Genomic DNA, 13310 nt, shown 5'->3' on the forward strand with positions numbered 1-13310 from the left:
CTCGGACCGGCGCGCGGCCTGCCTGGCCGCCGCGGCCGCGATCGGCGACGCGCTGACCGCCGCGCTGGTCAAGTCCGCCATGAACACCATGTCCTAGGAGGGGGCGGCGGCGTTCTTCCTGGCCTGGAAGGCCTATGGCTTCGCCGCCGGTTCGCTGTTGCTCCTCCTGCTGGGCTGTGCCACCAGGGAGGCCCGCCGATCGCCTCGCAGCCGGCCCTCACGCTCGGCGACGCGACCGTCAGCTTCTGCCTGGGCATCGTCCTCTACCCGGAATCGCCGGGCGAGGAGCAGCGCGCCTCGGCCGCCCTTCACCGAGGAAGGGACGGCTGAGACGGGACTGCGGCTTGCGTGATCCGGCCCGCTCAGGCGGTGAGGCGCTCGGCGAGGGACTTGGCCTTGGTCGCCGCGGCCTGCAGAGCGCGCTCGCGGGAGGCTTCGAAGAGGGGCACCAGCTCGGACATGGCCGGGTTGTGCGGGGCCATCGTGAGCTCGGGGACGATGAAGTCGAGCTCGAGGCCGAGCGTGTCGGCGAGAACCGCCGTCAGATAGTTCTGCACGTACTCGAACGGCTCCCTCGGCGTGCCCGGTGCATAGGAGCCGCCGCGGCTGGCGACCACGGTGACCGGGGTGCCCTTGGCGGAGGGGCTCTCGCCTGCGGTGCGGCCGAACAGGATCACGTTGTCCAGCCAGGCCTTGAGGGTCGAGGGGATCGAGTAGTTGTACATCGGGGCGCCGATCAGCACGGCGTCCGCCCGCTCCAGCTCCTCGATCAGCTGCACGCGCTCGGCGAAGGCGCCGGCCTGCTGCGGTGTGTGGGCGGCGGGGTCGGCGAACCCGGCTGTGTGGGCGTCGGCGCTGATGTGCGCTACGGGGTCCGCGGAGAGGTCCCGGTAGATCACCACGCCTCCGGGGTGCTGCTCTTCCCAGACCTTGCGGAAGGTGTCCGTCACCGCCCGGGACGCGGAGGCGGAAGCCGGGAAAACGGACGAATCGATGTGCAGAAGGGTGGCCATCGGGATCTCCCAGTAAACGGAGGGCAGAGGCACCCGCCGGTGGCGGGCCTCTGAGCCCTAAGCTTTCGTACTCGACTATAGATAACATAGGTGCTTACTTTTTTTCACCCCCGTACGGGGGCGCAGTATCCTGGCGGGCATGACGGTCGAACAGAGCCACGGCACCGAAGCGTGCAAGCAGGTGGACGACGGCATCACCCGCGTCTTCCAGCTGCTCGGCAAACGCTGGACCGGCCCGATCGTGGCCGTGCTGATCGAGCAGTCGGCGAACTTCGCCGCCCTGCGCCGCGCCATTCCGGGCCTCAGCGAACGCATGCTCTCCGACCGCCTCACGGAACTCGGCGCCGCCGGGCTCGTCGTGCGCGAGGTCGACGAAGGCCCGCCACTACGGGTCTGCTATCGCCTCACGGAGTCGGGGGCCGCGCTGGAGCCGGCGCTCAAAGAGCTCGGGGAGTGGGCGAAGGTGCATCTCCCGGACGGCCGGTCCTGCGCGGAGGCGCGGCGGTGTGACGGCTGACGGCTGCCAGCCGCGCAAAGCGGCCGCGCCGGCATGTTCCACGGGCCGATCGCGTGACGCGGCGCCGGAAGCTCCCCTGTATGTCCCCGGCCACGTCTCACCGGTGAGACGGTAGGTGTGTGGTGAGGTTCACGGGCGCGCGTGAGAGGGAGACGGCATGGACTGGCGTGCGTTCGCCCAGCAGATGGCGACCATGGCGCGTGACCTCCTGGCGCAGGAATCCGTGAACGCCACGCTGGGCCGTATCACCGCCTCGGCCACCGGACTCGTCCAGGGCTGCGACGCGGCCGGCATCCTCGTCCTGCGTGGCAACCAGGTGCAGAGCCTCGCCCCGACCGACCAGCTGGTCGTCGACAGCGACCAACTCCAGCAACGCCTCCGTGAAGGCCCCTGTTTCGACGCCGCCCGCAGCTCCGTGGGAGAGCGCGTCTTCCGGATCGCCGACTTCTCCGGCGAACGGAGGTGGCCCGCCTACGTCCCCGAGGCCCGGAAGCTGGGGCTGGGGAGCATGATGGGCTTCCTGCTGTTCACCGAGGACGAGGACCTCGGTGCGCTGAACCTCTACTCCCGCACGCCCGGCGCGTTCTCCGAGGCCAGCGAGACGGCCGGCTGGCTGCTGGCCTCCCACGCCGCGGTCGCCTTCTCCAGCGCCCGCACCCACGCCCAGCTCCAGGAGGCCATCGCCACCCGCCACGTCATCGGTGAAGCCATGGGCATCCTGATGGGCAGCCACCACCTCACCGAGGAGCAGGCCTTCGACGTGCTGCGCCGTTACTCCCAGCAGCACAACGTCAAGCTCCGCGAGGTCGCCCGGCACGTCTGCGAACAGGGCAGCCTCGCCTGAAGCGGGCCGGAAGCGTGGGTGTGGGGCAGATCTCGTCACGGTGACACATCCCCACGTCAGGACACCGTCAGGACACCGGAATCTCCGCTTCCGGGCACTCCGGGCAGTCCCTCGGAGGGCGTACGGACCGGCCCGTGTCCCTCCCCGTACTAAAATTGCCCGCTTGTTTGGAGCTGGACCGGAAGATCCCCAGGCATCCCTGCGGGCCCACCAGCGCCCCGGAGCGTTCCGGGAACGACACGTGAGGACCTGATGGCAGCCCTCCAGCAAGGCCCCGCACTCGCGCTGTCCGACGCGGAGGTGCGCGCCGAGTTCGGCGATCGCGCCCGCTTCTCCGCCGCCCCCGCCGCCCCGTCACGCACCCTCGTGGACGTCTTCGAGGCCACGGTACGGGAGTACCCCGACGAACCGGCCCTCGACGACGGCCGCCGCTGCCTGACCTACCGGTCCCTGGCGGCCGAGGTCGAAACCCTCCGGCGGCGCCTCGCGGACACCGGGGTGGGCCTCGGCGACCGGGTCGGGGTGCGCGTCCCGTCCGGCACCAACGACCTGTACGTGGCGATCCTGGCCGTGCTCGCCGCGGGAGCCGCCTACGTCCCGGTGGACGCCGAGGACCCGGACGAGCGGGCCGATCTGGTGTTCGGGGAGGCGGAGGTTCGCGCGGTCGTCGGCGCCGGGCACCGGCTGACCGTCCACGACCCGTCCGGCGTCCCCGCGGCCCGCCCAGGCGTCGAACACGACGCCTGGATCATCTTCACCTCCGGCTCCACCGGCAAGCCCAAAGGCGTCGCCGTCGGTCACCGCAGCGCCGCCGCGTTCGTGGACGCCGAGGCGGACCTCTTCCTGAAGGAGGAGCCGATCGGGCCCGGCGACCGGGTCATGGCGGGCCTCTCCGTGGCCTTCGACGCCTCCTGCGAGGAGATGTGGCTGGCCTGGCGGCACGGGGCCTGCCTGGTACCCGTACCGCGCTCGCAGGTGCGCAGCGGGGCCGACCTCGGCCCCTGGCTGGTCGACCAGGAGATCACCGTCGTCTCGACCGTCCCGACCCTGGCGGCGCTCTGGGAGCCGGAGACGCTGAACGACGTCCGTCTGCTGATCTTCGGCGGCGAGGCCTGCCCGCCGGAACTCGCGCAACGGCTGGTCACCGAGGGACGCGAGGTCTGGAACACCTACGGTCCGACCGAGGCGACCGTGGTGGCCTGCGCCGCACTGCTCACCGGTGAGGAGCCGATCCGCATCGGACTGCCCTTGAACGGCTGGGAGCTGGCCGTCGTGGACGACGCCGGGCGGCCGGTGGAGATGGGCGGCAGCGGACAGCTGGTGATCGGCGGGGTCGGGCTCGCCCGGTACCTCGACGCCCAGAAGGACGCGGAGAAGTACGCACCCCTGGAGTCCCTCGGCTGGGAGCGCGCCTACGCAAGCGGGGACCTCGTCCGGGCCGAGCCCGAGGGCCTGATCTTCCTCGGGCGCGCCGACGAGCAGATCAAGCTCGGCGGGCGGCGGATCGAGCTCGGCGAAGTGGATGCCGCACTCCAGGCCCTGCCCGGGGTGGCCGGCGCCGCCGCCGCGGTGCGGACCGCCCGCAGCGGCAATCAGCTCCTCGTCGGATATGTCGTCACCCAGGAGGGGTGGGACCACGCGGCGGCCGTCGACAGGCTGCGCGCCGAACTGCCCGCCGCGCTCGTCCCGCTGCTCGCGCCGGTCGAGGACCTGCCGACCCGCACCTCCGGCAAGGTCGACCGCAATGCGCTGCCCTGGCCCCTGGAGGGCCTGGAAGGCCCCGCCGCCCGGCTCTACGGCACGGAGGCCTGGCTCGCCGAGCAGTGGACCGAGGTCCTCGGCATCCCGGTGGCCGACGCGTCCGACGACTTCTTCGCGATCGGCGGCAACAGCCTGGCCGCCGCCCAGCTCACCACCCGTCTGCGTCTCCGCCACCCCAGCGTGGCCGTCCTCGACATCTACCAGCGGCCGACCCTGCGCGAACTGGCCCGCCATCTGGAGGAGTCGGCACAGGACGACGGCGCCGAGCGCGTGGTCAGGCCCGTTCCGAAGCGGGCCGGGGCACTGCAACTCCTCGTGCTCGTCCCCCTGTTCACGGTGCTGGGGCTGCGCTGGACCGTGGCGCTGGCCGCGTTCGGGAACATACTGCACTGGTTCGGTCCGTATCCGTGGGCGCCGACCACCTCGTGGTGGGCCGTCGCGGCAGGCGCGGTGCTGTTCTTCAGCCCGCCGGGGCGGCTCGCGATCGCGGCGGGCGGGGCCCGGCTGCTGCTGCGGGGCGTCAAGCCCGGCCGCCATGCGCGCGGAGGCGGTGTGCACCTGCGGCTGTGGACCGCGGAACGGCTCGCCGAGTTCAGCGGGGCGACCTCGCTGACGGGCTCATGGCTGGAACGGTACGCACGGGCGCTGGGCGCCAGGATCGGCCCGGACGCGGATCTGCACTCCCTTCCGCCGGTGACCGGCATGCTCAAGCTGGGCCGGGGCGCCTCCGTCGGGCGCGAGGTGGATCTGGCCGGGTACTGGCTGGACGGCGACGAGCTGGAGATCGGCCCGGTCAAGGTGGGCGCGCACGCCGTGGTCGGCACGCGCAGCATGCTCTTCCCGGGCGCGAGGGTCGGCAAGCGCGCCGAGGTGGCACCCGGTTCGGCCGTCGCCGGGCAGATCCCGACCGGACAGCGCTGGGCCGGCGCGCCCGCCGTCAAGCTCGGCAAGGCCAAGCGCAACTGGCCCAAGCAGCGGCCGCCGCGGGGCACCTGGTGGCGGGCCATGTACGGCGTCAGCGGATTCTCGCTGACGGCCCTGCCGGTGCCGGCGGGGGCGGCGGCGCTCCTCGTGGCGCACCTGTTCGTCGATCCGGCCGCCGGTCTCGGCGGGGCCCTGCGGGGGGCCGCCGTGGCGCTGGTTCCCGCCACGCTCGCCTTCGGGCTGACGTACGCGCTGCTGCTCCTGATCGCCGTACGGCTGACGAGTCTCGGGCTGCGGGAGGGCACCTATCCGACACACAGCCGGATCGGCTGGCAGGCCTGGACGGTCACCCAGCTCATGGACCGTTCGCGCGAGACGCTGTTCCCGCTGTACGCCGGGCTGGTCACCCCGGTGTGGCTGCGCCTGCTGGGCATGCGGATCGGCCGGGGCGCCGAGGTGTCGACCGTACTGGCCCTGCCGAGTCTGACCACGGTCGGCGACGGGGCGTTCCTGGCGGACGACACGCTGACCGCACCGTACGAACTGGGCGGCGGCTGGATGCGGATCGGGCGCGCGGAGATCGGGCGGCGGGCGTTCCTCGGGAACTCCGGGATGACCGCGCCGGGCCGGAGCGTGCCGGACGGCGGGCTGGTGGGGGTGCTGTCGGCGACCCCGAAGAAGGCGAAGAAGGGCAGCTCCTACCTGGGACTGCCGCCGGTGAAGCTGCCCCGCACGGCCGCCGACGGCGACCGGAGCCGCACCTACGACCCGTCGGCCGGGCTGCTCTGGGCGCGCGGGCTGGTGGAACTGTGCAGGATCGTGCCCGTCTTCTGCTCCTCGGCACTCGCCGTGCTGACGGCCGCGGCGCTCAGCGCGCTCGGCGACTGGGCGTGGCCGCTGTGCGGGATGGTGCTCCTCGCCGCCGGACTGGCCGCCGGTGCCGTGTCCGTCGTGGCGAAGTGGCTGCTCGTGGGCCGGCACCGCAGCGAGGAGCACCCGCTGTGGAGCTCGTTCGTCTGGCGCAACGAACTGGCGGACACGTTCGTCGAGGTGGTGGCCGTGCCGTGGCTGGCCGGGGCGGTGCCGGGCACGCCGCTGATGACGCTCTGGCTGCGCGCACTCGGCGCCCGGATCGGCCGGGGTGTGTGGGTGGAGAGTTACTGGCTGCCGGAGACGGATCTGGTGACGCTGGAGGACGGGTCCACCGTCAACCGTGGCTGTGTGCTGCAGACGCACCTCTTCCATGACCGGATCTTGCGGACGGATACTGTGATCCTCCGCGCGGGCGCCACGCTGGGTCCTGGCGGAATCGTCCTGCCCGGCAGCACGGTCGGGGCCCGCACCACGCTGGGTCCCGCCTCGCTTGTGATGGCGGCGGAGTCGGTGCCCGACGACACCCGCTGGCTGGGCAACCCGATCGAGGCATGGCGTCCCCGGAAGCGAGCGACGTGACTCGGTCCGGGCCGGGTGACGGGGCACCCGCACGACGTACGAGCACAGCGCAGGGAGCAGAAGCAGCAGTGAGCCCTCAGCAGAAGGTGGAGGCGGCGGACCCCTACTTCCCGGCCAGCGGCGACCCCCGCTACCGGGTGAACCGCTACGAGCTCACGCTGGACTACCGCCCCGGCCCCAACCGGCTCACCGGGACGGCCCGGCTGGGCGCCATCGCGGGCCGGGCCCCGCTCACCGAGTTCCAGCTCAATCTGGCCGACTTCCGGATCGGCCGCATCCGGGTCGACGGCCGGGCGCCGCACTACACGCACCGCGGCGGCCGGCTGCGCATCCGCCCGCCCAAGCCCATCCGGGCGGGTGCCGCGTTCACCGTCGAGGTCCACTGGTCGGGCAATCCGAAGCCGGTCGGCAGCCCCTGGGGCGGGATCGGCTGGGAGGAGCTGGAGGACGGGGCGCTGGTGGCGAGCCAGCCGGTCGGAGCGCCGTCGTGGTACCCGTGCAATGACCGCCCCGCGGACAAGGCGTCGTACCAGATCTCCGTCACCACACCGTCGGCGTACTCGGTGGTGGCGGGCGGGCGCCTGCTGACGCGGACGACGAAGGCGTCGACGACCACCTGGGTGTACGAGCAGCCGGCACCGACCTCCAGCTACCTGGTGGGACTGGTGATCGGCCGGTTCCAGACCGTGCTGCTCGGCGATCCGGGCGACGACGGTGTGCCGCAGTACGGGCACCTCCCCGCCCGTCTGCTCCCGCAGTTCTCCCGGGACTTCGCGCGCCAGCCCGCCATGATGGAGCTGTTCCAGGAACTCTTCGGCCCGTATCCATTCGGCGAGTACGCGGTGGTGGTGACCGAGGAGGAACTCGATGTCCCCGTGGAGGCGCAGGGGCTGTCGCTGTTCGGCTCCAACCACGTCGACGGCGCACGAGGTTCGGAGCGGCTGGTGGCGCACGAGCTGGCGCACCAGTGGTTCGGCAACAGCGTGTCCGTCGCCGACTGGCGGCACATCTGGCTCAACGAGGGCTTCGCGAAGTACGCCGAGTGGCTCTGGTCGGAGCGGTCGGGGGGCCCCACGGCCGCCCAACTCGCCGCGGCGGCACACCGGAAGCTGTCCTCGCTGCCACAGGACCTGCGGCTGTCCGACCCGGGCCGCAAGCGGATGTTCGACGACCGTCTCTACGAACGCGGCGGGCTGGTGCTGCACGCCGTGCGCTGCGCGGTCGGCGAGGAGACGTTCCACCGGATGCTGCGCGGCTGGGCGGCCGCCCACCGGGGCGGGGTCGTGAGGACTGGCGCCTTCACCGCGCATGCCGCCCGCTGCGCGGGCCGGCCCCTGGACGATCTGTTCACGGCGTGGGTGGAAGAGCCGGCGCTGCCGCCGCTGCCGGCCCCGGCGGCTGCGGTGCCGATGCGTCCGCCGCATCCCCCGAGCAACGCCGGGTCGGTGTGATTCTCAGGACCACGGACGGCGACTTCCGTGCCCCGGGGTCACGGATTGCCCCCCACCTCTGCGGCGCAACGCCTCGAAGGCCTGGCGTGCACCGATCCCGATCGCGAGGTCGATGTCCGGTGCCAGTCCGGCCCGGCGGTCGGAGCGGGTGAGCGCGGCCACCGCCACCCGGTCGCCGGACTCGGACTCCACCACGCCGATCTCGTGTCTCAGGTGGAGGAACGTCCCGGTCTTGCCGCTCACCCGGAGCGTGTCCGCGCGCAAGTCGCTCGCCAGCCGGTGGGTGAACACCTGGGTCTCCATCAGCCGGCGCAGCTCCGCGGTGGCGTCGGGATGGGCGATCTCGTCCCGCCACACGCGCTGGAGCAGGTCGACGAGTGACGTGGCGGTGCCGATGTTGGCGTGGGCCGGATCCAGCGTCTCGATGGTGTGCCGCCCCGAGCGGTCGTCATGGATGGCCAACTCCAGAGCCGGGGAGAAGTCGTCGCCGACGGCGCCGGCGGCGCATTCGTACATGCGGTTGAGCCGATGCCGTACCCGTAGGCCCGGACACCCCCACGCGCGCAGACGTGCGTCGACCTCCTCCACCTCTACGAGGTCGAGCAGCGCTTCGGCGGCGGCGTTGTCGCTCACCGAGAGCATCAGCAGAAGGAGGTCGCCGACGGCCACGGTGGCCGGATGCCGGAACGCCGCCAGTCCGGTCGGCCCGACACTGCTCGTCGCCGGGTCGACGGTCACCTGCCGTGCCGCGTCGAGGTTCCCCGTCGCGATCCGGTCCAGCGCGACGAGGGCGAGCGGCACCTTGACCACCGAGGCGAGGGGCACCGGCTCGTCCACGTCGAAGCCGAGTTGCTCGCCCGTGTCGATGCTGCGGGCCAGGAACGATCCGCGGACACCGAGGGCCGCCCAGTCCGCGGCGATCGCCTCGGCGACATCGAGGAGGCCACCGTCACCCACATAGGCCGGGCGGTACGCCGGGTGGGCGCTCATCCGCGCGCCGCCAGCCGCGACGGGGCCTCCCCGCCCATGGCGCCCGGTGGTGCCGTGGCCGGCCGGGTCGCCGCGGCACCGGCCGCGGCCGCCAGCAGCGTGACCAGCCAGCCCGGCACGTCCGCCCCGCCCTGCTGACGCCGTGCCGCGTCCACGTCGCAACCCCGGTGCAGCGACCCGTCGCCCAGCGGTGCCCAGCCGGCCCCGTGCCGCCGGGCGAACGGCTCGGCGCACAGCAGCGTCACCCGCCCGGCGAGCGTCTCGGCGAGCGCGGTCGCCATCGGTCCGGCCGGACGGACCAGGCCTTCCGGCAGCCCCGCGCGGGCGGCCGCGCGACCGAGCCGGTCCTGTGCGGACGGAACCTGGTCCTCCGCCAGCGTGAGGATCGGCACCGGGACCCGCTGCTCGCGCGTGGTGCCGCGCCCGCGTCGGGGCCGCAGGTCCTCCAGATGGACCGGGCGCGGTCGCCGGCGCCGGGTACCGGCCGGGTCGCGGGACGCCCCCTCCGGCGCGTGTGCGGGCGGCGCGGACGCCAGACCGAGCGGCACTCGGAGCGCGGCGTGCTCCGGGGAAACCCGGACCAGCGCGTACTCCAGCGATCCATCGGCCAGACCCGACACCCGCTCGTCCGGCGGGAGTTCCCGCACGCCGATCGTCGTGCCGCGCTCGGCACCGGCACGGATCACCCGCGCCAGGGCCGCCGGGCCGCAGTCCGCGGGCACCCCGACGGCACACACCGCCGACTCCCGGGCCGACCGTGCGACGTGCCGCAGCCGTTGGGCCCGGTCCAGCACGTCCTGGGCGTACGGCAGGAGAAGCACCCCGAGCTCGGTCGTCGTGACCTGCCGCCGCGAGCGGTCGAACAGCAGGCCGCCGAAGTGTGCTTCGAGTGTCTTGATGCGTCGGCTGAGCAACGGCTGGGCGATCCCGAGCCGGTCGGCGGCGCGCGTGAAGCTCGCCTCGTCGACCGCCGCCACATACGCCTCGAGGTGCGCGAGCAGATCCACCCTGCAATTCATATCAAAAGGTCATGCCACGCTCACAGTTCACTCTTGGACATGGAGGCGGCACAGCTGTTTCGCTGTCCCTCGTCGAAGATCGAAACTCCGAAGTATCGACCACGCACACCTGGGAGATCTCTGCGCATGACCAGCGTCAGCCCCCTGCCGCGGCGCGGCCTGTTCAAGGCCGGCCTCGCCGCTTCGGCAGCCGTGCTCACCCCTGCCGTGATGGCGTCGTCCGCATCCGCGGCGGCTTACTCCGGACCGCGCGGCATGGAAGGCCGGTTACAGGACCTCGAGCGGCAGTACGCCGCGCGCCTCGGCGTGTACGCCCGCAACGTACGCACCGGACAGGTCGTGTCCTACCGGGCACAGGAACGGTTCGCGATGTGCTCGACGTTCAAGACGGTCGCCGCCGCGGCGATCCTCCGCGACCAGGCCCACTGCGCACCGCTGGACAAGGTGATCCACTATCCACCGGCCGACCGACTGCCGAACTCCCCGATCACCGAACAGCACTTCGACACCGGCATGACGGTGGGCGACCTGTGCGCGGCCGCGATCCAGCAGAGCGACAACACGGCGGGGAACCTCCTGCTGCGCCAGATCGGCGGACCGCAGGGCCTCACCCGGTTCCTCCGCTCGATCGGCGACCGGGTGAGCCGGCTCGACCGCTGGGAGACCGACCTGAACTCCGCCATCCCCGGCGACCTGCGCGACACCACCACGCCGGAGGCCATGGGCCGGAGCTACGAGCGGTTGACACTGGGGCGCGCCCTCGACGATCCCGACCGCGAGCAGCTCGTCACCTGGCTGAAGGGCAACACCACCAGCGTCCGGCGGTTCCGCGCCGGGCTGCCACGGGACTGGATCGTCGCGGACAAGACGGGCACCGGACGCTACGCGTCCGCCAACGACATCGGCGTCGCCTGGACGACCTGGAAGACCCCGATCGTGCTGGCCGTGCTGTCGTCGAAGCCCTCGGAGGACGCGCCGGTGGACGATGCGCTGATCCGCGACACCGCGCGCCTTCTCGCGCACACCCTCGCCCCGGGCGAGTGACGCAGCGCTCCCGTCACCGCCGCGGCTCCTCCGGCAGCCCGGGGGAGCCGCCCAGCCGATGCGTGCGTTGCACGGTGGCCGCTCTCCGCCGGTGGAACGGTGGACGGCCCTCCGTGCGGGTAACAGGTATCGTCCGACTGCGCGGGAACCCCACCGCCCCAGTGATCGACCCCGTCAGGAGCCGATGTGTCAGCTCCCCGCACAGGCGGAGCAAAGTTCTCCCGCTCGGAGACCACGCGCGCCGAAGCCTTCAGCGACGGCGTGTTCGCCATCGCCGTCACCCTTCTGGTCCTCGGCCTCAACGATCCGCCCCACCAGCCGGGCACGCTGGGCCGCGCCCTGGCGGAGCAATGGCCGGCCTACCTCGGCTACTTCGCCTCCTTCAGTTACGTGGCGGTCGTCTGGCTCAACCACCATCAGGCCTTCGTCCGGATCGCCCGCATGGACCGCGGACTGCACGCGGCCAACCTGTTCCTGCTGTTCACCACCGGGGCGCTGTCCTTCCCCACGGTCGTGGTCGCCGACGCGCTGCGGGCCGACACGGCGGGCACCGACGCCCGGGTCGCCGTGGCCCTGTACGCGGGGCTCGCCGCGGCGATGTGCCTGAGCTGGGCCGCCTTCTACCACCGGCTCGCCCGGCACCCCGAACTGACGGCCCACGACGTGGAACCCACCTATGTGCGCCACGGCCTGCTGCGCTCCTGGGCCGGGGCGCTGGCCTACGTCCTCGCGGGAGCGGCCGGGGTGCTGGTGACACCGCTGCTGGCCCTCGCGGTGTTCGTCGTGCTGCCCGTGTTCTACTTCGTGACCAGTGAGGGCCTGCCCACGGTGGGCGGTACGGCCGCCCGGCACGACCACCAAGGGTGAGCGCGACCGTTCACCGTCCGGGGACCGCCGTAGAGCCGGGGGGCGGCGGCGACACCGCCCGGGAGAGCCGCCGCCCCAACCGGCCTCAGTCGGCGAGGAGCCGTGACGGGTCCAGTACGACGGGCAGCTTCTCCAGTCCACGGAACGCGGGGAACGGCACCTTGAGCCACTCCGCCTCGTGTGCGGACGTCGCGAGCTCGATGTCCGGGAACCTCTCGAACAGCGAGGTCAGCGCGATGCGCATCTCCATCCTGGCCAGCGGCGCACCGAGACAGTAGTGCGGACCACTGCCGAAGCCGAGATGGGCGCTCTGCAGGCCCTGGCGTTTCACGTCGAAGGTGTCCGGCGCCTCGAACCTCTCCGGATCCCGGTTCGCGGAGGCCACCGCGACCTGGACGAGAGAGCCCTTGGGAATGACGGTGTCCCTGATGGTGATGTCCTCGAGCGCATGCCGGAACGTGGCGTTCTCCACCGAGCCCTCGTAGCGGATCACCTCCTCGATGGCGTTCGGCAGCAGTTCCGGATCGGCCAGGACCTCCCGCAGCTGGTCGCGATGGGTCAGCAGATTGAAGACGGCGTTGCCGATGAGGTACGCGGTCGTCTTGTGCCCGGCGAAGAGCAGCACCCAGAGCGTCGACAGCAACTCGCCGTCATTCATGGCCCCTTGCTCGTCCTGCGTCCGGATCAGCGCGCCGAGAAGGTCGTCGGTCGCTTCCCGGCGCTTTCGCGCGATGATGTCGGCGAAGTAGTCCCGCAGCGCCCCTTCCGCCACCGCCAGCTTTTCCTTGTCCTCTTTGCTGAACCCGGTGCGCGCCACGACGGCGCACCACTTCTGTACCTCCTCCCGCTCCTCCTCGGGAATGCCGATGAGTTCGCAGATCACGATGAGCGGCAGCGGGAACGCGAAGGTCGGCAGCAGATCGACGGGTCCATCCGCGGACAGGCGATCCAGCAGTTCGTCGGTGATCTCCTGGATGCGCGGTCGCAGGGACTCGATACGACGCGGGGTGAACGCGCTGTTCACGATGCGGCGCAGCCGGGTGTGCTTGGGCGGGTCAGAGAAGAGCATGTTGTCGTCGAGCGCGACGGACGAGTCGCCGAAAATGGTGTGGTACGCGTCCATGGCCGCGTACATGTCCTTGCTGATGCGCGGGTCCGTGAGGGCGGCCTTGGCGTCGTCGTACCGGGTGATCAGAAAGGTGTCCACCCCGTGCGGAGGGGAAAGGCGGCACACCGGGGCCGAGTCGCGCAGGCACGCGTAGACCGGATAGGGGTTCGCGCGATACGCGGCCGAGCCGCGTGACGCCGCCGAGGCCGCCTGTTCCGCGGCGTCCGTAGTGTCCCGTTCGTCGAGCTGAGTCATTCTCTCGGCCTTTCTGGAGACTCCCGCCCCGGCCACGGGACAGCAGGTCTGCGAGTTTAGGGTCA

General features: G+C 72.0%; 10 protein-coding genes. 6 read left to right on the plus strand and 4 right to left on the minus strand.

The window, feature by feature from the left end; all coding sequences use genetic code 11:
• Nucleotides 1–362: 362 nt before the first annotated feature.
• Nucleotides 363–1013, minus strand: a complete 651-nt coding sequence (locus LZ604_RS14220; protein WP_234515436.1) for an FMN-dependent NADH-azoreductase — start codon at nt 1011–1013, stop codon at nt 363–365.
• Between the two features lie 139 nt (nt 1014–1152).
• On the opposite strand from LZ604_RS14220, the gene LZ604_RS14225 reads away from it, so the two are divergent.
• The 4 genes from LZ604_RS14225 (at nt 1153) to LZ604_RS14240 (ending at nt 7962) form a co-directional block, all read left to right on the plus strand.
• The gene (locus tag LZ604_RS14225; protein ID WP_234515437.1) at nt 1153–1530 is read left to right on the plus strand and encodes a winged helix-turn-helix transcriptional regulator; all 378 of its coding nucleotides are present in this window, start codon (nt 1153–1155) and stop codon (nt 1528–1530) included.
• A gap of 157 nt (nt 1531–1687) precedes the next feature.
• Nucleotides 1688–2374 (plus strand): GAF and ANTAR domain-containing protein, encoded by a 687-nt coding sequence (locus LZ604_RS14230; protein ID WP_234515438.1) that lies wholly within the window; start codon nt 1688–1690, stop codon nt 2372–2374.
• Between the two features lie 252 nt (nt 2375–2626).
• Nucleotides 2627–6511 (plus strand): Pls/PosA family non-ribosomal peptide synthetase, encoded by a 3885-nt coding sequence (locus tag LZ604_RS14235; RefSeq protein ID WP_234515439.1) that lies wholly within the window; start codon nt 2627–2629, stop codon nt 6509–6511.
• Nucleotides 6512–6579: 68 nt separating this feature from the next.
• On the plus strand, nt 6580–7962 hold the full coding sequence (locus LZ604_RS14240; protein WP_234515440.1) for a M1 family metallopeptidase: 1383 nt from the start codon (nt 6580–6582) through the stop codon (nt 7960–7962).
• Between the two features lie 3 nt (nt 7963–7965).
• Here LZ604_RS14240 and LZ604_RS14245 read toward each other — a convergent pair whose 3' ends face one another.
• Nucleotides 7966–8952 (minus strand): serine hydrolase, encoded by a 987-nt coding sequence (locus LZ604_RS14245; RefSeq protein WP_234515441.1) that lies wholly within the window; start codon nt 8950–8952, stop codon nt 7966–7968.
• Nucleotides 8949–9971 carry a LysR family transcriptional regulator gene (locus LZ604_RS14250; protein WP_234515442.1) on the minus strand — a complete coding sequence of 341 codons (1023 nt, stop codon included), beginning with the start codon at nt 9969–9971 and terminating at the stop codon, nt 8949–8951. Before LZ604_RS14250 ends, LZ604_RS14245 begins: the two co-directional genes overlap by 4 nt.
• 126 nt (nt 9972–10097) lie before the next feature.
• On the opposite strand from LZ604_RS14250, the gene bla reads away from it, so the two are divergent.
• The gene (gene bla / locus LZ604_RS14255) at nt 10098–11015 is read left to right on the plus strand and encodes a class A beta-lactamase (protein WP_234515443.1); all 918 of its coding nucleotides are present in this window, start codon (nt 10098–10100) and stop codon (nt 11013–11015) included.
• A gap of 186 nt (nt 11016–11201) precedes the next feature.
• Nucleotides 11202–11882: a TMEM175 family protein gene (locus LZ604_RS14260; RefSeq protein WP_234515444.1), complete on the plus strand. Its 681-nt coding sequence runs from the start codon at nt 11202–11204 to the stop codon at nt 11880–11882.
• An 85-nt stretch (nt 11883–11967) separates the two neighbouring features.
• On the opposite strand, the gene LZ604_RS14265 is transcribed toward LZ604_RS14260, so the two are convergent.
• Nucleotides 11968–13245, minus strand: coding sequence for a cytochrome P450 family protein (locus LZ604_RS14265; RefSeq protein ID WP_234515445.1), 1278 nt, complete (start codon nt 13243–13245; stop codon nt 11968–11970).
• Nucleotides 13246–13310: the final 65 nt, after the last annotated feature.

The sequence above is a fragment of the Streptomyces glomeratus genome (genome assembly GCF_021462825.1).
GTDB classification, from domain to species: Bacteria; Actinomycetota; Actinomycetes; order Streptomycetales; family Streptomycetaceae; genus Streptomyces; species Streptomyces glomeratus.

Coding starts and splice junctions, on each gene's coding strand:
- LZ604_RS14220 (WP_234515436.1), bottom strand. CDS start 1,013: ATGGCCACCCTTCTGCACATCGATTCGTCCGTTTTCCCGGCTTCCGCC.
- LZ604_RS14225 (WP_234515437.1), top strand. CDS start 1,153: ATGACGGTCGAACAGAGCCACGGCACCGAAGCGTGCAAGCAGGTGGAC.
- LZ604_RS14230 (WP_234515438.1), top strand. CDS start 1,688: ATGGACTGGCGTGCGTTCGCCCAGCAGATGGCGACCATGGCGCGTGAC.
- LZ604_RS14235 (WP_234515439.1), top strand. CDS start 2,627: ATGGCAGCCCTCCAGCAAGGCCCCGCACTCGCGCTGTCCGACGCGGAG.
- LZ604_RS14245 (WP_234515441.1), bottom strand. CDS start 8,952: ATGAGCGCCCACCCGGCGTACCGCCCGGCCTATGTGGGTGACGGTGGC.
- LZ604_RS14250 (WP_234515442.1), bottom strand. CDS start 9,971: ATGAATTGCAGGGTGGATCTGCTCGCGCACCTCGAGGCGTATGTGGCG.
- bla (WP_234515443.1), top strand. CDS start 10,098: ATGACCAGCGTCAGCCCCCTGCCGCGGCGCGGCCTGTTCAAGGCCGGC.
- LZ604_RS14265 (WP_234515445.1), bottom strand. CDS start 13,245: ATGACTCAGCTCGACGAACGGGACACTACGGACGCCGCGGAACAGGCG.